This is a genomic window from Acidobacteriota bacterium (assembly GCA_033549365.1).
GTDB lineage: Bacteria > Acidobacteriota > Aminicenantia > Aminicenantales > Saccharicenantaceae > JAWSUF01.
This window is the reverse complement of the sequence record JAWSUF010000002.1, coordinates 172,227-193,060: the sequence shown is the minus strand read 5'-3', so window position 1 is coordinate 193,060 and position 20,834 is coordinate 172,227. Positions and strand designations below refer to the sequence as shown.

Here is a 20,834-nt window from a genome sequence, read left to right as displayed (position 1 = left end):
GTATCTCCACCGCGTCGACTCCGAGTTCTCAGAGCTCTCCATAGGTCGTCAGCGCAATGCCTCGGCGCTTCAGGATTCTCTTCGGACCTTCATCCAGGAGCGCCTCCAGTTCGAGCCTCCGATGATTGCGGACATAGGCGCATCCCGTCATCCTGTCGAGCGCAAGGAGCTCCGGCGTCATGCGTCCCGGATGGACCATGATTTCGCAGACGCCTTCCAACCGTTCGAGAACGGCTTCGAGGCGCCGGCGTGTCATGCAACCGCTGACACAGAGGCCCCGGAAACGCGCGGCGGCCATTATACCATGAGCCCGCAGGCGCCGTCGCAAAACCGGAGCGGCGGCGGATAACGCCAGGGCCTTGAGGGCCGGAACCGGCCCGCCGGCCAGGCAAATCTCCTCAACAATGCGGATGCCCCGGATGCCGTATTCCGCGGCGATTTTCACCGCCGCGGGAAAAACGGGAAACAGGGCGTGGACATGTTTTTCACTGTCGAGATGGTCGGGGACGATTCCCGAGGCCAGGACTTTTTCGACCTGGGCCCGGAATTCCCTTTCGATTTCGGCCCGACACAGCTCTCCGGACATGAGCCTTTTTAATACCGTATAAGGACTTCCCGTGAATGAGCCGGAGGCGCAGAGAAGCCCGGCCACGCGGCCGGGCGGGGCGACCGGAACACCGCGGATGATATTGAGGTGAACGCCCACGCCCAGTTTCGGCCGGCCGCGGGCCAGTTCGACCGCATGATCGAATCCGGGCATATTGACCATCAGCGAGGCGCTGCTGAGAATCCCGGAATCGTGGGCCTCGATGATGCCTTCGTTGACCCCTCGGCAGAGACCGAAGTCGTCGGCATTGATGATGGCTCGTCGTATCATGAATCGTCTTCATCATAGCCGCGCCGGAAAGAAAATTGCAAGCGCCCGCCCTCTTGTTCCGGCGGCGGGGTTGTGTCATAAAGGACACAATGAAACGATCGCGCCGGCACGCTCTCGGCCAGCATTTTCTGGACAACCCCTCCCTTCTCAACAAAATCGCCGCGCTCGTCGCCCCGGGCCCGGAAGAAACCGTTCTGGAAATCGGCGCCGGGGAAGGCGCCCTGACACGGGCCCTGGCCGAAAGAGCCGGCCGGGTGATCGCCATCGAAAAAGATCATCGTCTGATTCCGGCGTTGCAAGAATCCGTCCCGTCCAACGTCGCCGTCATCGAGGGAGATATCCTCGACATGGACCTCGACCGTCTGATCCGTGAACTGAACACCGGCCCGTTGACCGTCGCCGGCAACCTTCCCTATTCCATCTCCACCCCGCTTCTTTTCAAAATCCTCGATTCGAGAGTCTCTTTCAAAGCCTGTTTTTTTCTCCTTCAGAAGGAGGTCGCCGACCGTCTGGGGGCCGGCCCCGGCACGAAAGCCTATGCGCCGCTGTCCATCCTTTTTCAAAACGTGTTCGCCGTCCGGCGGGAATTCGCCGTCCGCCCCGGTTCTTTCCGGCCGCCCCCCAAGGTGGATTCGGCCTTCGTCTCCCTTCGGCCGAGAGCCGAGCCCCTGTTCCGGGAAGGCGGGGATCCGGGATTCCGGAACTTTCTGAGGTCCGCCTTCGCCCAACGCCGCAAGATTCTTCGAAAAAATCTTGAGCCGGGATGGGGAGCCGCATCCCTCGTTACGGCTTGGGAAAGCCTGTCTCTCGAACCCAAGGCCCGAGCCGAAGAACTCGCCCCGGAACGCCTCGCGGCCCTCTACCGTCACCTGTCCTCTTCCCTGGAAAATTCGGCGTGATGTATAATACCGGGGCCATGACAAAAACAGACTACTACCGGCGGCTGGTTGACATTTTTCTCGCCTACAAACGGCGGCGGACGGTTCTGAACTACGCGCCCATCCGGCTGTGGATCGAACCCACAAGCCACTGCAATCTCAAGTGCGTCATGTGCCCGAACAAGGATCTCAAGCCGGCGGATCGGGGTTTCATGGACGTCGCCCTGTTCCAGGGCCTCATTGATGAAATGCGCGACTCCGTCCATGAGATCAATCTCACCCACAGGGGGGAATCCCTCCTTCATCCCGGGTTTTTCGACATGGTCCGCTATGCGGCCGGCTCGGGAGTCGTGACTAAACTTCACACCAACGCCACTTTGCTCGACGAGGACAAAGCCCGCGCCCTGCTCGAATCCGGTTTGGACCAACTGACATTTTCATTCGACGGGTACGACAAGGAGGCCTACGAAAAGATCCGGGTCAACGCCGATTTCGATAAAACCCTGGCCCGAATCGAAGGGTTTCTCCGACTCAAAAAGGACCTTCAAGCCCGGAAACCCTATACCATCCTGGAATTGATCGATTTTCCCGAAATCGCCGAAAAGAACCCCGGCGGCCGAAAGGCTTTTTTGCAGAAGTTCAAGGACCTTCCGGTCGACCACATCCGCGTCAAGGAGATGCACAACTGGGCCGGCGAAATCTCCCCCCGGCCGAAAAAAGCCGGATATTCCCCCTGCACATTCCTCTGGGCTTCCCTGATCATTTTCTGGGACGGCCGCGTGCTTCCCTGCACCCAGGATTTCCACGGCGTCCTGTCCCCGGGACGTTTCGGCCGCGAAAGCCTGATGGACATCTGGAACGGCGGGGCCATGGTCGAACTCCGGGAAAGAGCCGTCCGCGGCGACATCGACGACCTTCATCCCTGCAACGCCTGTGACCGTCCCTGGCGCAAACGGTTCCTCGGCGTCCCCCGGGACTATATTCTCCGGCTTCTGCTCCGGCGCATGCCCTAACCTGGATTATTCATAAAAACGCCGTTTTGTCCCGCAAGTCCTGATATGCATTTTGCTTAACGCGTCTCACATGTTTTTTTGGGGCTTTCCAATTGAACAGAGTATATCATACGGCGTTTTTATGAATAATCCAGGCTAGCCCGATCCGCCTCGGGGGCAATGATAAAAATCGGGGCCGATATGTTATAATTCCGGCATGGCGCGATCAAAAAAATCGGCCGAAGAGAGGGGTCGCAGCGTGGAAATTGCGGCCGTCCTGCTGGTCTTTGCGGCCGTTTTCTCCCTCATCAGCATCCTGAGCTATCATTCCGGAGATCCGTCCTGGGGGAAAAAACCCGCCGGGGCCGGAACCGAAAATGTTGCCGGACGCATCGGATCTCACTTCGCCGAGCCGGTGCTTATCGGACTCGGCGCGGCCGCCCTGCTCCTTCCCTTGTCCCTGGGCTATCTGGGCGTCACCGCACTGTTCCCCGGGAAAAGAAAACGCCTGCCCGGCGCCGCGGGGCGGGCGATTCTCCTGATCGCCATTCTTTCGCCGTTGCTCGTCCTGGCTGTGGATCGCTTCCATTGGGGCGGCGGAGAATTTTACGCCGGAGGACTTTTCGGAAAATTCGCCGCCGAATTTCTCAAGCATTATCTCAACACCCTCGGCTCCTGGGCGGTCCTCTCGGCGGCCCTCATCTTCTTTGTGCTCCTGTCCACCCGGTGGTCTCCGGGCCAAACCGCCGAGAGACTTCAAGGCCTGTTCCATTCGGCTTTTCAGGATGTCCGCATCAAAGTCACCCGGTACGGCAACAGCCGGAAAAAAGAGAAAATGCGACGGAAGGTTCAGGAAAAATACGCCGCGCCGCAAAAACAAACACCCCCTCCCGCCCCGCTCCGCAAGGAGACAAAAAAGGCCGAAAAGAAGATGTCCCTTCCCGCCAAGTCCGTCGAAGACAACATGCTGTTTCCCGACCTCGGCAAGCGCGGCGATTATCATTTTCCCCCTTTCAGTCTTCTCGACCTGGGCAAGCCGGCCGAAAAGGTCGACACCCGGGAACTCTCGGAAAAGAAACAGCGCATCGAGGAAAAACTCGGCGAGTTCGGAGTCGCCGGGGAAGTCCGCGAGTATCATCCCGGACCGGTCATCACCACCTACGAATTTTTTCCCGCCGCCGGCATCAAGGTCAGCCAGGTGGCCAACCTGACCGAAGAATTGTCACTGGCGCTCGAAGCGGAATCCGTCCGCATCCAGAGAATCCCGGGCAAATCCTCCCTGGGCATCGAGATCCCCAACAATAAAAGAGAAGACATCCGGCTCCGGGACATTCTTCAATCCCGAAAATTTATGGATGCGCCCTCCAAACTGACCATCGCTCTGGGGAAAACCGTCCACGGCGAAGTTTATCTCACCGACCTGTCGGTCATGCCCCATCTGCTGATCGCCGGAGCCACGGGAACGGGAAAAAGCGTGGCTCTGAACACCCTGATCGCCAGCATCCTTTACAAGGCTACTCCGGATGAAGTCAAGCTCATCCTGATCGATCCGAAGCGGCTGGAATTTTCGCTCTACGAAGGGATTCCCCATCTCCTGGCCCCCGTCGTCAACGACGCGAAAAAGGCCGGCATCATCCTCATCGACATCGTCAAGAAAATGGAGGACCGGCTCCGGAAACTGGGGGCGATGAAGGTCCGGAATATCGAACAGTACAACCAGACCGTTTCCGACATTCTGGCGGACAAAAAAAGCAAACTGTCCGACGAGGACCGGCAGAAGCTTCAGCCGCTGCCTTTCCTTGTCGTCATCATCGACGAACTGGCCGAACTCATGATGGTCGGAGCCCAGGAGGTCGAAGCCTCGATCGCCCGCCTGGCCCAATTGGCGCGGGCTGTCGGCATCCATCTGGTCATGGCCACGCAGCGACCGTCCATCGACGTCATCACCGGAACGATCAAGAACAACTTCACAAGCCGGATCGGATTCCGTGTGCCGACAAAAATCGACTCCCGTGTCATCATCGACACCGTGGGCGCCGAAAAGCTCCTGGGCAATGGCGACATGCTTTTTCTTCCGCCCAACTTTCCCCGTCTGCTCAGACTTCACTGCTCGTATATCTCGATCCCCGAGGTCCGCCGGCTGGTCAAGCATGTCAAGGATCAGGGAGCACCCGTTTTCGACGAGAGGATTCTTCAGGTCATCAAGGGTCCCGACGATTTCGTCTGGGATGACGACGGCGAAAAGGACCCCCTGTTCGACAAGGCCGTCGAATTGGTGCTGCTCACCGGACAGGCCTCCGCCTCCAACCTTCAGCGCAAAATGAAACTCGGCTATGCCCGGGCGGCCCGGATCATAGACCAGATGGAGAACGACGGCATTGTCGGCCCCGCCGACGGCAGCAAGCCGCGGGAGATTCTCGTCGACCCCAAGGAATATCTCCGGGGGCGGAGACAGACCGGGAAGGACTCATGAAAAAGTCCGTCGACCTTGACGCCATGGCCGCCTCCTATCGGCCCGTCATCTATTTCCGCATCCGAAAAGCCCTGGGTCGGGACAATCCGGACTGCGAGGATATCGCCAACTCCGTGCTCATGCAGGCTGTGGAAAAGGTTCGCAAGGGGGAGTTTCGGGGTGAATCCACGATCGGGACTTTCCTCTATACCATCACCAGCCGGCGGATCATCGATTACATCCGATGGAAACAGCGCGTCCTGCAGCATGCTCCCGAACCGAGTCTTCCCGCCGATCCCGGCAAATCCTATGAGCTTCAGGAAAGGGAAGCCCACATCGCCGAAGCCGTCAAAGGACTGAAGCCCCGCTTTAAAAAGATCCTCCAGTTGTATTACTACCAGGGTCTTTCCCGGGAGGACGTGGCCGCCCGGCTGGGAGTTTCGCCGAAAAAAGTCAGTGAACAGGCGCATTATGCCGTCAAATTGATAAAAAAGAGCGTCAAGCGGTGATTTTTTTCACTTTTTCTCAGGATCTCCGACTAAACGGATGAGTAACCAAAAGGTGAGGCTGATGAGAAAATGTCACTTCGAAGAAAAAATCGACGATTATCTCCTTGAAAAGCTGGAGGAAGCGGAGCGCGAGGCATTTCAAGAACATCTTTTCAATTGCCCGTCGTGTTTCGCCCGGACTTCCGATCGTGAAGAAATCCTCCATGTCATCAAGACAAATCCCTCTCTTCTGACCGAACCGGAAGGCGTCCCGGAAAAAACCCGCCCGTTTTTCGGAATGCGCCTCTGGCTGGCCTCCTTCAAACCCCGGGAATGGGCTCTGGCCGGCCTGACCGCCTGTGTCAGCCTGGCGGTGCTCGCCTTGCTTTTGACCCGGCCGTCGGATTCGCCGGTTTTTCTTCTGGAGGACGACACCGCCGTCCGGGGAAAAGCCGTAACTCTGATTTCGCCCGTCATCGATGTCGGGGGCATCCCGGCCTTTTTCGAATGGCGGGTCGTCGGAGAAAACACGCTCTACGACCTCACCCTTTCCAATCACACCGTCCTTTGGAAAACAACAACGCGGGAGAACCGGGTTGTTCTTCCGCCCGAAATCCGGGCCAAGATGAAAGCCGGGGAGAGCTATTCCTGGCAGATCAAGGCCTTCACCGCGGAGGGGACGCTCATCGCCGTTTCGAGCCGCGTCCGATTCACGGTGGCCCGGCCGGACTGATCAGTCCTCGGGAGCGGCGTTGTCCTCAGGCGTGAAAATCCTGCCCCGGGTCTGATCCTCGAATCCGAGACAGCACATCAGACGTCCGCAGAGACCGGAGATCTTGGTCGGATTGATGGCAATCTGTTGGCGGCGGGCTTTCTGAATGGTCACGGGTTCGAAGTTCCGGATAAAGGAAAAACAACACAGCGACCGTCCGCAGACCCCCAGCCCTCCCATCATCCGGGCCTCATCGCGGACGCCGACCTGGCGCATTTCGATCCGCATCCTCAATTCTTTGGCCAGATCCTTGACAAGCTGACGAAAATCGATGCGCCCGTCGGCGGTATAGAAAAAGACACCCTTTTTCTCGTTGAAAAAATATCTCACGGCCACAAGCTTCATGGCCAGACGGCGGAAACGGATCCTGTCCTGGCAGAGCTCGAAGGCCCGCTTTTCCCTTTCCCAGAGCCATTCGAATTTTCCGATGTCGTCGTCCGTGGCCTTGCGGATCACCGGGACGGCTTCGTGGCCCGCCTTGGGATTCCGGCAGACCGGGCTGGCATCATCGACGACGGCGGCCAGATCGCCGCCGTAATCCGATTCCACAATGCAGAGATCGCCTCTTTTCAGGTCGAGTTCGCCCTTCCGGGCCCGGACGATTTTCCCGGTACTCCGGGACAACAGCAGGATGATGTCGGACATGGTCATATCTCCAATCCGGCGAACAGCGCGTTCACCAGGAGTTTTCGATTGAGGTTTTTGGGCAGGTCCTGAAGCAGGCTTTCGAGCCTGTCCAGAACCTCGAGGACCCGGCGCCGCCCGGCCGCCGTGGAAGCCTCGACGATCGGTTTTTCAAAATCCGGGTTCATGAGCATCCGGAGATTCCCCTGCGAGACGACAAGCAGACAGTCCCGGCAGAAACAGACGAAAAAGCCCAGGGTTCGCCGGAGCGCATCCTCCAGGCGCCAGTTGGGATAACGGCTGAAAAGCGTCAGAAAGCGGGACGGACGATCCCACAGCAGGACGGCGGAAAAAAGCTCCCAGGTCCGTCGTCTCTCTTCACCGATCTCCTCCCAATCCATGTCCCGAGCCCGGAACAGGCTTCCCTGGGCCAGAAGAGCCAGGATTCTCGCCTGCTCCTCAGGATGACCTTCCTCGATCAGGATCCCGGCGATTTCCTCTTCGGCAAGACCGGTGAATTCGAGCACCTGACATCGGGAGGCGATGGTGGTCAGAAGAAGATGGGGATTCGGGGTCACGAGAATGAGGTAGGTCCCGACAGGCGGCTCTTCAAGAACCTTAAGGACGGAGTGCGCCGCGGCCTCACCCAGCTTGTCCGCATCATCGATGATGAAAACCTTGTTTCTTCCGGACATTGGCCGGAGATAGGCTCTTTGCTTCATGTCCCGAATGGCGTTGATGCTTATGCTGGAGGTCACCGGCTCGATTTCCAGAACATCCGGAAATCGGCCGTTTTTTATGGCCCGGCAGTTGGCGCATCGCCCGCAGGCGTCGTCCGAAAGCTCCAGGCAGTTCAGGGCTTGGGCCAGAACCAGGGCCGTAGCCTTTTTCCCCAAGTCCTCGGGACCGGAGAAGATCAGGGCATGAGGCAGGCGGCCCTTGGCAAGCGCCCGCTTCAGGATGTTCTTGATCCGGCCATGCCCCGGAATATCTAAAAATGCCATGGCTTTCCTTGTTCTCCTTCGCGACCGGACCGCTCGAGAACCGCCTTCAGGAATCGCCCGGTGTGGGACGACTCGACTTCGGCGACCTCTTCCGGCGTGCCCCGGGCGACGATCCGGCCGCCGGCCTCGCCGCCCTCCGGGCCCAAGTCAATAATATAGTCGCTTGCCTTGACGACATCAAGGTTGTGTTCAATAACGACCACCGTGTTGCCCAGAGCGACCAGTTCGCGCAGGACCGCCAGAAGCCGGGAGACATCGTCGAAATGAAGTCCGGTCGTCGGTTCATCCAGAATATAAAGCGTCCGTCCCGTGGCTTTCCGTCCCAGCTCGCGGCTGAGCTTGATCCTCTGCGCCTCGCCGCCGGACAGCGTCGGCGCAGGCTGTCCCAGCCGGAGATAGCCCAGACCGACCTCCTTCAGAACAGCCAGTTTCCTCTTCAACAGGGGATGCGCCCGGAGCTCCTCAACGGCTTCATCCACCGTCATGTCCAAAAAATCGGCGATTGTCTTGTCCCTGTAGAAGACGGCCAGGGTTTCCCGATTGTACCGCTTTCCCGCACATCGATCGCAGGTGACGAAAACATCAGGCAGGAAGTGCATGGCGATTTTCTTGACCCCCGCCCCTCGGCATTCCTCGCAGCGGCCGCCGGCCACATTGAAACTGAACCGTCCCGCGCCGTAACCTCTCGCCCGGGCCTCGGCCGTTCGGGAGAAGACCTCCCGAAGGATCGTGAACACCCCAGTATAGGTGGCCGGATTCGAACGCGGGGTCCGGCCGATGGGTTTCTGGTCGACGGCCACGACTTTATCGATCTTGTCCACGCCCCGAATCCCCTGATGGGCGCCGGCCTTGAATCCCGAATCATGCAAGACGTTCATCAGGCTCTTGAAGAGCACATCATGAACGAGCGTGCTTTTCCCCGAACCGGAGACCCCGGTCACGGCGGTCATGACGCCCAGGGGAATGTCGACGTCCATGCCCTTCAGGTTGTGTTCCCGGGGGCTCAGGATGGTCAGGCAATGCGCAGGCTTCCGCCTTTCGGACGGGACGGCGACGCTCTTTTCACCGCGGAGATAGAGGGCCGTGAGCGAGGCCGGATCGGACAGGAGCGTCTCGATCGGTCCTTCGGCCACCTTGTATCCCCCGGCTTCGCCCGCACCGGGGCCGAGGTCGAGAATATGGTCGGCGGCCCGGATGGTCTGCTCGTCGTGCTCGACAACGATGACGGAGTTGCCCTCGTCACGCAGGCTTTTCAAAAGCGCAATCAGACGGCCGTTGTCTCTCTGGTGAAGGCCGATGGTCGGCTCGTCGAGGACATAGAGCACACCCCGCAGCCGGGCCCCCACCTGGGCGGCCAGACGCAGACGCTGGGCTTCCCCGCCGGAAAGGGAGACGGCCGTGCGGTTCAATTGAAGATACCCCATTCCGAGTTCTTTCAAAACGGCCAGACGTCCGGAGATCTCCTTGAGGATTTTATCGGCCACAGGGCGAATCCCGGTGAGAAAAACAAACTCCGGAATTTTTTCGGCCAGCCCGTCGAGTGGGAGTTCGCCGATTTCATGAATGGACAGACCGCCGACCTTGACGGCCAGGCTTTCCGGACGCAGCCGGGCGCCGCGGCAGGCCGCACAGGCCTCCTCCTTGAGCACGGTCTCACCCCATTCGTCGACTTCCGCGGCAAATCCCAAACCGTTACAAACCCGGCAGGCCCCGTAGGGACTGTTGAACGAAAAACTGCGGGGTTCGAGCTCGGGCAGGTTGACGGCGCAGTCGGGGCAGAGAAATTTTCCGGAATAGAGATGGTCTTGCCCCTCCTCGTCGATGAGAAGGAGATCGCCTCCCGAAAGTTCCAGGGCTTTGGCCACGGATTCCGCCGTCCGATCGCCGGAGGCATCGTTCAGGACAAGGTCATCGACCAAAACATCTATGGTGTGTTTGCGGGTTTTATCCAGAGGAATGTCGTCATCGAGTTCCGTCAAGGCGCCGTCGACCCGGACCCGGAGATATCCCTTTTTCCTCATCCTCTCGAACAGCCTCTGGTATTCGCCTTTGCGCCCCCGGACCAGAGGGGCCAGAAGCTTGACGCGGCGCTCCGCGAAATCCTCGCCGACCCGGATGAGAATCTGTTCCCGGGACTGGGATCGAACCTCCCGGCCGCAGCGCGGGCAGTGGGGCGCGCCGGCCCGGGCGAACAGCAGCCGCAGGAAATCGCTGATCTCGGTCACCGTTCCCACGGTCGACCGGGGGTTGGCGGAGATTGTTTTCTGGTCGATGGAAACGGCCGGCGAAATGCCCTCGACCGACTCCACGTCGGGTTTCTCCATCTGCTCGACGAATTGCCGGGCGTAGGCCGACAGGCATTCGATGTATCGCCGCTGCCCTTCGGCGAACAGGGTGTCGAAGGCCAGGGAGGACTTGCCCGAACCGCTCGGGCCGGTGACGACGACGAGTTTGTTGCGGGGCAGACCGACATCGATGCCCTTCAGGTTGTGCTGGGCCGCCCGTTTGACGCGGATCTCTTCAAGCATGACGGGATATTGTAGCACGGGCCCCGCCTCTCCGGCGATTTGACCGGCGGCGCGGTTTTCTATACGATAAGCGGCGTCCCGACGCCCATGAGCAGCGCCGAAAAAATTCGAAAATCCCTGGCCGATCTGAGCGACCTGGCCCTCCGGACGGATTCGCTGCGCGACGTCCGCCACATCCCGGCCCGGGAGGGCCGTTACCGCCCCTATCCGCCGGATGTCCATTCCGCCCTGACCGACGTTCTGAAGGCCCGGGGCTTCACCGAACTCTATTCCCACCAGCATGCAGCCTGGGAGGCAGTCGGAGACCGCCGGAATACGGTCGTCGTCACTCCCACGGCCTCGGGAAAAACCCTCTGTTACAACCTCCCCGTTCTCGACGCCATCCTCAAGGACACCTCGACGCGGGCGCTCTACCTTTTCCCGACAAAAGCCCTGGCCAACGACCAGCGGGCCGAACTCGACGAGGTCACCCGGTCGCTTCCCGAAGAGATCCGGATCTTCACCTACGACGGCGACACGCCCCAGGATGCGCGCAAAGCCATCCGGGCCCGCGGCCACATCATCCTCACCAACCCGGATATGCTTCACGCCGGAATCCTGCCCCACCACACGAAGTGGATCAAGCTGTTCGAAAACCTGAAGTACGTCGTCATCGACGAACTCCACAATTACCGGGGCGTCTTCGGCAGCCACCTGGCCAATGTTCTGAGGCGGCTGCGGCGGATCGCCCGCTTCTACGGCAGCGATCCCGTCTTCATCCTGTGCACGGCGACCATCGCCAACCCCGTCGAGATGGCCGAGCGCATGATCGAAGCTCCCGTCGCCCTGATCGACGACAACGGAGCGCCCCGGGGCGAAAAATTCTTCATCTTCTACACGCCTCCCGTCGTCAATGCCGCCCTGGGCATCCGAAAATCCTACGTCAACGAGACCCGGCGCGTGGCCTCGATTTTCCTGAACAACAATCTGCAGACGATCGTCTTCGCCCCCAGCCGGTTGATAACCGAGGTTCTTGTCACTTATCTCAAGGGCGACATCGCCTCGAAAGTCGGCCAGGAGGGTCTCATCCGCGGCTATCGCGGCGGCTACCTGCCCATCAAAAGGCGGGAGGTCGAAAAGGGGTTGCGCGAAGGCGACATCCTCGGCGTCGTCTCCACAAACGCCCTGGAACTCGGCATCGACATCGGAACGCTCGACGCGGCCGTCATGGCCGGCTATCCGGGGACGATCGCCAGCACCTGGCAGAGAGCCGGGCGGGCGGGCCGGAAGACCGGAAGTTCGGCGGCCGTTCTTGTCGCCTCAAGCGCACCCCTCGACCAGTTCATCGTCAACAACCCGGAGTATTTCTTCGGCGGGTCGCCGGAAAAAGCCCTCATCAATCCCGATAACCTGTCCATCCTGGCCAGTCATGTCGAGTGCGCCGTGTTTGAACTTCCCTTCGAGGACGGAGAGACCTTCGGCACCGTCGAAATCGGGGATATCCTGAAACTTCTCGAGGAAGAACATCTCGTTCACCATTCCGGAGACAAATGGTTCTGGACCTCGGAATCCTATCCCGCCGACACCGTGAGTCTCCGCAGCATCAGCTCCGACAACTTCGTCGTCGTGGACACCACGGGCAAATCCCGGGTCATCGCCGAAGTCGACTTTTCCTCGGCGCTGACGACACTCCATCCCAAGGCCATCTACATCTGTGAAGGCGAGCAGTATTTCGTCGAATCCCTGGATTTCGAACAGCGCAGAGCCTACGTCAAAAAAACCGACATCGACTACTACACGGACGCCATCGACTATACCAAGATCAAGGTTCTCGACGTCTTCGACACGCGCGACCTCGACCGCTGCCGGGCCCACCATGGAGAGGTCCATGTGGCCGTCCAGGTGGTCGGGTTCAAGAAGATCAAGTTCCACACCATGGAAAACGTCGGCGCCGGGGACCTCCAGCTTCCGGAAAACGAGATGCACACCACGGCCTGGTGGCTGACGCTGCCCGCCGTTCTCCTTCAATCGCTGTCCTACGACTCCGAGGAGAAAATCAACGGCCTCTTCGGCTTGTCCTATATCCTCCATCACATCGCTCCGCTCTTCCTGATGTGCGACGTTCATGACCTCGGCGTGTCGATCAGCGACAATACGACCGGAAGACCTCTGCCTCCCCGCGATGTCCGGACTCGGCCGAAAGCCGTCGCCGAAGGGCCGCAATTTGACGAAACATCCTTCGAACCGAACATTTTCCTCTATGACAACTATCCCGGCGGGATCGGCCTCAGCCCCGCTCTTTACTACCTGGAAACGCGCCTCATGGACCATGCCCTGAAGACGATCGAGGCCTGCCCCTGCCGCGACGGCTGCCCCTCCTGCGTCGGGCCGCCCAGCGAAAGCGGCCGACGGGCCAAGGAGGCGGCGCGGGATATGCTCCGGCACATCCTCCGCTGACCCCCCTCCATGACGCTTTTTCCGCATAACCTCGGCGCTCAGCGAGCCGAGGGTTCAATTGACAGGCTGGAACCCCTATGTTATTTAATAATTGATTGCCATGAACGTTTTTAAACTCGTCCTCCACGCCTCCATCGTCGTCCAGGGCATCCTTCTTATTCTCCTGTTTTTTTCCATATTTTCCTGGGCGATCATCATTTTCAAGCGCAAGGCCCTGCGTCTTTCCGCGGCTCAGTCCCGGCGTTTCGTCACGGTCTTCCGCAACAGCAAAAACCTCGCCGATGTCGGTGATGCGGCCAGAAAATACGGCTCCAGCCCGCTGACGGCCCTGTTTCAGGCCGGATCCAAGGAACTCGCCTATATCCGGAGGGCTTCGCCTCCCGGCGCGGCCAACAACAACCGCATGGACGGACTGTCGCGGGCTCTGCTCAAAGCGACAAACATCGAAATCAGCCGGATGGAACGCCTCATGCCCTTTTTGGCCACGACGGCCAGCGTCACGCCCTTCATCGGACTCCTCGGCACCGTCTGGGGGATCATGGACGCATTCCAGATGATCGGCATCCAGAGATCGGCCAGCCTTGTCACCGTGGCTCCGGGCATCGCCGAAGCCCTGGTGGCCACCGCCCTGGGCCTGTTCGCCGCCATTCCGGCCGTCATCGCCTACAACCATTTCCTGGCCCGCATCAAGGAAACCATCACGGAGATGGAAGACTTCTCCCTTGAATTCCAGGCCATCGCGGAGAGGCTCCTTGGGAATTAGACTGGACGCTCCGAGATCCGGCCGCGGTCGCCATCCGGGGACCTCCCTGGCCGAAATCAATGTCATTCCCCTGGTCGATATCATGCTGGTTCTGCTCATCATTTTCATGGTCACGGCCCCCATGATGCAGACGGGCATCGGCGTCGACCTCCCCCGGGCGGAGACCGAATCGGCACCGGCCGAGGACGGCCTGACTCTGACCGTGACCAAGGACATGCACATTTATGTCGGCGATTCCATCATCAACATCAACCTTCTGGAAGGACGCCTGCTCGAACACTTCTACGGACAGGAAAAGAAAGTCGTTTATATCAAGGGCGACGAAGGCCTCCCCTACGGATTCATCGTCAATATCCTGGACATCGCCAAAAAGGCGGGCGTGGAGGTTATCGGCCTGGTGACCGACCCGCCCGAGGAAAAGAAACGCCGGCGATGACGGTGACGACCATGGGAGGCGATCGGGCCTTCAAACGCGCCGTCATCATTTCCGCCGTTCTCCATGCCGCTCTCTTCATCGTGATGGTGACATCCCCATCGCTCCCCAAGCCGGCCCGCAAAGGCATGATTCACTATGTCAGCATGAGCGCCGGTCTGCCGGGTGGGGGCGGCGCCGGAGGACCCGGCGGAGGAGGCGGCGGACCGAGCGTTCGCGCCGCCGATGAGCCGCAACCCCTGCCGCCGGCCAAAAAGGAAACTCTGCGCGACCTGACAACACCCCAAAAGATCCAGCCCCAGGAAGCGGACACCGCTCTCCGTTATCCCGTCGAAAAGCCAGCACGGGACCGGAAACCCCAGGAAAAAAAGGCGGTGATTTCCAAGGCTCCTCCCGACGCCAAAGCCGACCGGACGGATGCCTCGGCGGCCGCCGCCGCAGGAACGGGCGGAACGGGCTCCGGGCTCAGGATCGGGGTCGGGGACGGCACGGGAGGCGGCGGCGGTGGAGGCGGATTCGGACCCGGTTTCGGCGGAGGCGGAGGCACGGGTTTTTTCCCTCATGCCTACTACGTTCAAATCGTCTACGACCGCGTTTCGGCAAGCTGGTTCACCGCCCTTGTCGATCCGGGGGTTTCCGGATCGTTTTCGGCTCAAGTCACGTTCCGCATCTTCCGGAACGGACGCATTTCCGACCTGAAAATCTCCGAATCAAGCGGCCTGCCCTCTCTCGATCTCTCCGCCCTCCGGGCCATTCAAACGGCAGCCCCGTTTCCGCCTCTTCCGAACGATTATGACGGAGAGTATCTTGTCTTTCATATCATCTTTGAGCATAACAAATGAAAATGAAAACGTTTTTTTCAGCCGCGCTGTGCCTCGGGGCCGCCATCGGGTTTTCAGGCCAGCAGGAAGTCGTTCTCACCATCCGGGAAGGCATGCCGGCCATTCCTTTCGCCCTCCCGGAGTTCGCCGTGCGCTCAGCCGTCCCCGAAACCAGGGAGGCGGCCCGGGAGATCCACCAGGTCTTGAATGACAACCTCAGATATTCCCGCATCTTCCAGCTTCTCCCCCGGAGTTACTACGCCTACATCCGGCCCCTGAACCCCGACAAGATTGACTTCAAGGAGTGGGAATCCATCCAGGCCGCCCTGCTTCTGGCCGGCGAGGTCTCGGAAGGCGAGGACGGAACGTTCGTCTTCGATGCCAAACTCTACGACGTCCGCAGCGAACGCTTCATCATCGGGAAACGTTATCAGGCCGACAAAAGCCAGCTTCGCCTCGCCGCCCACCGCATGGCCGACGAAATCATGAAGGTTTACGGGGAGAAGCCGATTTTCACGACCAAGATCTCTTTCATCTCCAATCGAGACGGAAATGAAGAGATCTACATCATGGACTACGACGGGTCCAATCAGACCCGGATCACATTCAATCTCAGCCAGGACTACATGCCGGCCTGGTCTCCGGATCAGAGGGTCATCGCGCATACGACCTACAGAAGAAACAACGCCGACCTGAATCTTCTCTACCTCTACGAGGGCAAGTCCGTTCCCATCTCCACGCGGGGGACAAACTACGCCGCCGCTTTTTCTCCTGACGGGAAGCGCATCGCCTTCTGTTCCACCATGGACGGCAACGCCGAAATCTATATCGCCGACGCCTCCGGGGCCAACATCCGGCGGCTGACCTTCAACAGCGCCGTCGACACCGCCCCGTCCTGGTCGCCGACCGGGCGGGAAATCGCCTTCACCTCCGACCGGGCCGGAGTCGGAAGTCCCCAGATATACATCATGGATGCGGAAGGGGCCAACGTCCGGAGAGTCAGTTTCGGCGGCAATTATCACGATTCGCCGGCCTGGTCCCCGGCCGGCGACAGGCTGGCCTACGTTTCCCGCGTCGACCGGGTCTTCGACATCTACATCCTGAATCTCCGGACGAATCAGATCATGAAAATCACGGAAAGCAACGCCATCAATGAATCGCCAAGCTGGTCTCCCGACGGACGCCACCTCGTGTTTTCCTCCAACCTCTCCGGAACCATTCAGATCTACAGCATCGACTACGACGGGGCCAACCTGCGCCGCCTGACGTCCGCCGGGACGAACAAGCTTCCGAATTGGACGAATTGACGGCCCGGAGACGTTCGGGGCCGTATCAAAATATCTTGACTTCCTTCATAGACCAATGTATAAAGTTCAAGGAAGACATGGCGCGTCCGCCCGGGCGGTGGAGCGACACTTCATCTCATAAGGAGGCCCAATGAAAAAACTGGTTATTTGGACCGTCGCGTGTATCCTCGTCTTTTCTTTCGCCGTTTCCTGCAAGAAAGCCCAGCAGGTTCCTCCTCCGCCTCAGGTGGTCGAGCAGCCCAAGGTTGAAGTGGTGGAAGAGCCGGAAGTCAAGGAACCCGTTTTGACCGAAGAAGAAATCTACATGCGCAAGACGCTCGATGAGCTCAACAGGGAAAAACCTCTGGCCATGGTTCATTTCGACTTCGACCGGTACTTCATCCGCGAAGACGCCAAGCCTGTTTTGGCCTCCAACGCCGCCTGGCTGAACAAGTTCCGGACGGCCAGGATCCTGATCGAAGGCCATTGCGACGAGAGGGGCACCGAGGAATACAACCTGGCTCTCGGCGAAAAGCGGGCCAAGAGCACCATGGACTATCTGCTGTCTCTCGGCATTTCCGCCGACCGGTTGAAGATCATTTCCTACGGCAAGAGTCAGCCGCTGGACCCCGCCAGCAACGAGACCGCCTGGGCCAAGAACCGCCGCGCCCAGTTCACGATCATCGAAAAGTAATCCGTGAAGGTCAGGCTCCTCGGGACGCTGGTCGTCTGTGTTCTGGCGGCGTCGCTCCCCGCCGCCGGCCAGAGCAAGAGAACCTACGAGCTGATTTACGATGACATCCAGGTTCTCAAGCAGAAGATCCTGCAGATCGAGGAGCGACTCGACCGGAACACCGGCGAACTGAAATCCCTCAGGGAGCAGGTCAAGGCACTCGGCGATCAGCTTCAACGGTGGCAGGCCGGACAGTTCGGCCTTCAGGAAGATCTGAAGACGCTTCCGGCCCGCTACCAGACGCTCCATGAAAAAATCGACCAAGTGCAGGCGCGTCTGGGTCAGATTCTCGCCGAATTCGCGGCCGTCAGGCTTCCCGGCGAACCAGCCGAAGGCCGGGATCCGGCCAAATTCTCCGAAGGAGACCCTGTGGCGGTCTCTCCATCCGGTCTCTCTCCCCGCGAAGTCTACAGCGCCGCCTACGCCGACTATGTCAACGAAAACTTCGAACTCGCCGCCGAGGGATTCCGGCTTTACAGGGATCAGTTTCCGGACAGTCCGCTGGCCGACACCGCGCTCTACTGGATGGGCGAATGCTTCTTCAGCCTGAGACGGCTTGCGGAGGCCGTCGCCCATTTTGACGAGCTTCTCCTGAACTACCCGCAGAGCGACAAAACCGCCGCCGCCCTTTTGAAGAAGGGTCTGGCCTTCCTCGAGATGGGACGGACGGACGAGTCCCTGGCCGTCTTCAAACTTCTCGTCGGAAAGTTCCCGATGGCGGACGAAAGCAAAATCGCACAGCAGAAAATCAAGGATATCGAGGACCGATGAGAGATCTGAACAGCCTCAACAAGGTCATCCTCATAGGCCGGCTGGGACAAAAGCCCGAGCTTCGCGTTTTGCCCCAGCGGGACCGCCAAGTGGCCCGTTTCACCATGGCCACCAACGAGCGGTTTTACAACACGTCGACCCGGGAAAGCACGGACCGCACGGAGTGGCATCGGATCGTCGTCTGGGGAAAACAGGCCGAGTTCTGCGAAAAATATCTTGACCAGGGCCGTCAGGTCTGCGTGGAAGGGAAGCTCCGGACGCGATCCTGGCAGGACCGCGACGGCAACAAACGAACCACGACCGAAATCGAAGCGGACAACATCATTCTGATCGGCAAGCGGGAAGGATCCTCCGCCCCGGATCACGCCGAAGACACGTCTCCGGGGGATTTTCCCATGGACGACCCGGAACCCGAGCGGGACGGAAACGGCGACGACGACATCCCGTTTTAATTTCGTTTTTTCGATCCGCCGTTGTCCCCGCTCATCAGAAAAGCGTCGGGATGACGGGTCATGACGCTTTCAATCACGAACTCCTCGATTTCCTGAGCACTCCGTAAATCCAGAGCCTCCCGGCAGGCCTTCTCCAGAGTCCCGGTTTCGACGGACCGCAAAGCTTTCTTGACCTTGGGGATGAAAATCGGATTCATGCTGAATTCCCGCAACCCCAGACCGAGAAGCACCATCGCGGAAAGGGGGTCGGCGGCCATTTCTCCGCAAACCGTCACGCTTTTTCCGGCCCGGCGCGCCGCCCGGATCACGTCCCGGATCAGGCGGAGGACCGCGGGATGAAACGATTTGTAGAGATAAGAAACAAATTCGTTGGACCGGTCGACGGCCAGATAATACTGGATGAGATCGTTCGTGCCGATGCTCAGGAAATCCGCTTCCCGAATCAGGACATCGGCCAAGGCTGCGGCGGCCGGGACTTCGATCATCACCCCCATGGGGATATTCTCGTCGAATTTGATTTTATCTTTCCGCAGGCCGTCCTTGACTTCCTCGAAAACCGCCCGAGCCTCGTTGAGCTCCTCGATTTCCGTCACCATGGGGATCAGGACGCGGACATTCTTTCCGGAACTCGCCCGGAGAACGGCCCGCAACTGAAGCCGGAACATCTCTCTGTTTCTCAGGGAAAACCGGATGCCTCTCAAGCCCAAGGCGGGGTTGGGCTCCTTTTCGATGTTCAACTGGGGGATGGATTTTTCCCCCCCGATATCGATCGTCCGGATGAAGACCGGCTGGGGGTGGACGGTTCTCGCGATGGAGGCATAGCAGGCGAAATGGTCCTCCTCCGTGGGGACCTCCAGGCTTTGAAGATAGATGAATTCCGACCGGAAAAGCCCGATGCCCTCGGCGCCGAGCGACAGGGCCGTGGCCGCCTCCTCGGGGAGCTCGATGTTGGCCAGGGGCGTGAAGGACACGCCGTCCAATGTCTCGGACTTGAGCTTGGCCGTTTTTCGGAGCTCCGTGCGATAGGCGTCGTACTTGTCCCTTTTGCTCAGATATTCCCGGCGGACCGCCTGGGGGGGATTGACCATGACTTCCCCGATCGTTCCGTCGACAATCAGATAATCGCCGTTTTTGACCCACTGGGTGATGTTGCGGAGGCCGACGACGGCGGGAATGTTGAGAGAGCGGGCCAGGATGGCCGTGTGCGAGGTCGGTCCTCCGACATCCAGGGCCACGCCCAGAACGGTCTCCCGGCTCAGGCTCAGAGCGGCTTCCGAAGGCAGGAGTTCATGGGCCACAAGAACCCGCCGCTTGCCGGTTTCCGGCTCCTTCTCCCGGATTTTTTCCAGGTTTCTGTAAACTTTGGCCAGAACGTCGGACAGGTCGGCCTTTCGCTGCCGGAAATATTCGTCGTTCAGAGAATCGAAAACCGCCTCATACTTGGCGTTGATGCGGGACAGGGCCCATTCCGCGCGCACGGCGTCGTCGCGGATGATTTTCTCCAGGCTTCCCATCAGGGATGGATCTTCGAGGATCAGGAGATGGGCATCGAAAATGAAGGCATGCTCCTCTCCCACCTCGGACTGGATTTTTTCCCGAAGCTTGACAAGTTCTTTCCGGGTGCGGGCGACGGCTTTGCCCAACCGCGTCAGCTCATCGTCCACATGGCCGGGGTCGATGGGCTCCCTCCGGGACGTGAAAACGACACGCCGGGACAGGGAGGCTTCGCCCATGGCGATCCCGGGAGAGACGCCCATGCCTTTCAGTCGAATGAATTCCATGCCGGCTATTCTTTCTCGTCGAAAAGGTTGTCGATCAGATCGACCAGAGCCTGAAGCGCCGCCTCCTGGTCGCGCCCGGAGACAACGAGCCGCACCCGGCTGCCCTGGGTTGCGGCCAGGGTCAGGATGCCGAGGATGCTTTTGCCCTCAATGGATTGTCCGTCTTTTTCAATCCGGACATTCGAGCCGAACCGATTGGCCAGGTTGACGAACTTGACCGCCGCCCGGGCGTGCAGGCCCAGCCTGTTCTTGATGGTGACCGTTTTTTCAATCATGAGCCTTTGTGCTGGCCGGCCAGAAGGCCACTCACCAGGTGGATGTTCTTTTTCCCCTGTTCGACGACTTTTCCGGCGACGTCCTTCAAATGATTGCTCCTCTGAAGGGACACGAACTTGATGAGCATGGGCAGGTTGACGCCGGTGATGATCTCGACTTGATTGTCCTTGAGGAAGCTGAAACTCAGGTTCGAAGGCGTGCCGCCGAACATGTCCGTGAAGATGACCGCGCCGCTTTTCTGATTCACGCGTTTCAGACTTTGATTGATTTTCTTCTTGGATTCCTCGACATCGTCGTACCACCCGATGGAGATGGCCTCGATGTTGGGCGCCTCGCCCAGAATGATGGTCAGGGCGTTCAAGAGCTCCTCGCCCAATTTTCCATGGGAGACAATGACACCGCCGATCATGATCCGTCGCTTTCTTGCCTTCTTTTCATGCGTTTCTTTTCCCGTCTTTCGGGCTGAT

At 59.5% G+C, this 20,834-nt stretch carries 20 protein-coding genes; 13 read left to right on the top strand and 7 right to left on the bottom strand.

Features of this window, described 5'->3' with window-relative positions:
- Positions 1 to 28: 28 nt before the first annotated feature.
- Entirely contained in the window at positions 29 to 877 is an 849-nt protein-coding gene (locus SCM96_03690; GenBank protein MDW7759724.1) for a ChbG/HpnK family deacetylase, read from the bottom strand.
- A gap of 89 nt (positions 878 to 966) precedes the next feature.
- Between SCM96_03690 and rsmA the strand changes: the two genes are divergently transcribed.
- The 5 genes from rsmA to SCM96_03665 all read left to right on the top strand — a co-directional run bounded on the left by rsmA (position 967) and on the right by SCM96_03665 (position 6,420).
- Positions 967 to 1,776: a 16S rRNA (adenine(1518)-N(6)/adenine(1519)-N(6))-dimethyltransferase RsmA gene (gene rsmA / locus SCM96_03685; protein MDW7759723.1), complete on the top strand. Its 810-nt coding sequence runs from the start codon at positions 967 to 969 to the stop codon at positions 1,774 to 1,776.
- 17 nt (positions 1,777 to 1,793) lie between these two features.
- Positions 1,794 to 2,768, top strand: coding sequence for a radical SAM protein (locus SCM96_03680; protein MDW7759722.1), 975 nt, complete (start codon positions 1,794 to 1,796; stop codon positions 2,766 to 2,768).
- A gap of 196 nt (positions 2,769 to 2,964) precedes the next feature.
- Complete coding sequence (locus tag SCM96_03675) at positions 2,965 to 5,220, top strand: DNA translocase FtsK 4TM domain-containing protein (protein MDW7759721.1); 2,256 nt, start codon at positions 2,965 to 2,967, stop codon at positions 5,218 to 5,220.
- Positions 5,217 to 5,708: a sigma-70 family RNA polymerase sigma factor gene (locus SCM96_03670; protein ID MDW7759720.1), complete on the top strand. Its 492-nt coding sequence runs from the start codon at positions 5,217 to 5,219 to the stop codon at positions 5,706 to 5,708. The genes SCM96_03675 and SCM96_03670 overlap by 4 nt, the downstream gene beginning before the upstream one ends.
- Before the next feature lie 61 nt (positions 5,709 to 5,769).
- Positions 5,770 to 6,420, top strand: a complete 651-nt coding sequence (locus tag SCM96_03665) for a zf-HC2 domain-containing protein (protein ID MDW7759719.1) — start codon at positions 5,770 to 5,772, stop codon at positions 6,418 to 6,420.
- Here the strand turns inward: SCM96_03665 and ricT are convergent, their stop codons facing one another.
- Genes ricT through uvrA form a run of 3 tightly spaced genes read right to left on the bottom strand, consistent with a single transcriptional unit; the run spans position 6,421 to position 10,633 of the window.
- Positions 6,421 to 7,104 carry a regulatory iron-sulfur-containing complex subunit RicT gene (gene ricT / locus SCM96_03660; protein ID MDW7759718.1) on the bottom strand — a complete coding sequence of 228 codons (684 nt, stop codon included), beginning with the start codon at positions 7,102 to 7,104 and terminating at the stop codon, positions 6,421 to 6,423.
- Between the two features lie 2 nt (positions 7,105 to 7,106).
- Positions 7,107 to 8,087: a DNA polymerase III subunit delta' gene (gene holB, locus SCM96_03655; protein MDW7759717.1), complete on the bottom strand. Its 981-nt coding sequence runs from the start codon at positions 8,085 to 8,087 to the stop codon at positions 7,107 to 7,109.
- Positions 8,075 to 10,633 (bottom strand): excinuclease ABC subunit UvrA, encoded by a 2,559-nt coding sequence (gene uvrA, locus SCM96_03650; GenBank protein ID MDW7759716.1) that lies wholly within the window; start codon positions 10,631 to 10,633, stop codon positions 8,075 to 8,077. Before uvrA ends, holB begins: the two co-directional genes overlap by 13 nt.
- Before the next feature lie 69 nt (positions 10,634 to 10,702).
- Here uvrA and SCM96_03645 point away from each other — a divergent pair, with 69 nt between their 5' ends.
- The 8 genes from SCM96_03645 (at position 10,703) to ssb (ending at position 18,310) form a co-directional block, all read left to right on the top strand.
- On the top strand, positions 10,703 to 13,051 hold the full coding sequence (locus tag SCM96_03645) for a DEAD/DEAH box helicase (protein MDW7759715.1): 2,349 nt from the start codon (positions 10,703 to 10,705) through the stop codon (positions 13,049 to 13,051).
- Positions 13,052 to 13,151: 100 nt separating this feature from the next.
- A complete protein-coding gene (tolQ, locus tag SCM96_03640; GenBank protein MDW7759714.1) occupies positions 13,152 to 13,814 on the top strand; it encodes a protein TolQ in 663 nt (220 codons plus the stop codon).
- Positions 13,804 to 14,250, top strand: coding sequence for a biopolymer transporter ExbD (locus SCM96_03635; GenBank protein MDW7759713.1), 447 nt, complete (start codon positions 13,804 to 13,806; stop codon positions 14,248 to 14,250). The genes tolQ and SCM96_03635 overlap by 11 nt, the downstream gene beginning before the upstream one ends.
- The gene (locus tag SCM96_03630; protein MDW7759712.1) at positions 14,247 to 15,089 is read left to right on the top strand and encodes an energy transducer TonB; all 843 of its coding nucleotides are present in this window, start codon (positions 14,247 to 14,249) and stop codon (positions 15,087 to 15,089) included. The genes SCM96_03635 and SCM96_03630 overlap by 4 nt, the downstream gene beginning before the upstream one ends.
- Positions 15,086 to 16,375 (top strand): Tol-Pal system beta propeller repeat protein TolB, encoded by a 1,290-nt coding sequence (locus SCM96_03625; GenBank protein ID MDW7759711.1) that lies wholly within the window; start codon positions 15,086 to 15,088, stop codon positions 16,373 to 16,375. The genes SCM96_03630 and SCM96_03625 overlap by 4 nt, the downstream gene beginning before the upstream one ends.
- 130 nt (positions 16,376 to 16,505) lie before the next feature.
- A complete protein-coding gene (gene pal / locus SCM96_03620) occupies positions 16,506 to 17,048 on the top strand; it encodes a peptidoglycan-associated lipoprotein Pal (protein ID MDW7759710.1) in 543 nt (180 codons plus the stop codon).
- A 3-nt stretch (positions 17,049 to 17,051) separates the two neighbouring features.
- Entirely contained in the window at positions 17,052 to 17,858 is an 807-nt protein-coding gene (locus tag SCM96_03615) for a tetratricopeptide repeat protein (protein ID MDW7759709.1), read from the top strand.
- Positions 17,855 to 18,310, top strand: coding sequence for a single-stranded DNA-binding protein (gene ssb, locus SCM96_03610; GenBank protein MDW7759708.1), 456 nt, complete (start codon positions 17,855 to 17,857; stop codon positions 18,308 to 18,310). Before SCM96_03615 ends, ssb begins: the two co-directional genes overlap by 4 nt.
- Here the strand turns inward: ssb and ptsP are convergent.
- From ptsP to SCM96_03595, 3 genes are read right to left on the bottom strand one after another with little or no spacing between them, the layout of a single operon-like run.
- A complete protein-coding gene (gene ptsP, locus SCM96_03605; GenBank protein ID MDW7759707.1) occupies positions 18,307 to 20,091 on the bottom strand; it encodes a phosphoenolpyruvate--protein phosphotransferase in 1,785 nt (594 codons plus the stop codon). The two genes, ssb and ptsP, sit on opposite strands and share 4 nt — an antisense overlap.
- 5 nt (positions 20,092 to 20,096) lie before the next feature.
- On the bottom strand, positions 20,097 to 20,366 hold the full coding sequence (locus tag SCM96_03600; protein ID MDW7759706.1) for an HPr family phosphocarrier protein: 270 nt from the start codon (positions 20,364 to 20,366) through the stop codon (positions 20,097 to 20,099).
- Positions 20,363 to 20,776: a hypothetical protein gene (locus tag SCM96_03595; protein ID MDW7759705.1), complete on the bottom strand. Its 414-nt coding sequence runs from the start codon at positions 20,774 to 20,776 to the stop codon at positions 20,363 to 20,365. The genes SCM96_03600 and SCM96_03595 overlap by 4 nt, the downstream gene beginning before the upstream one ends.
- Positions 20,777 to 20,834: the final 58 nt, after the last annotated feature.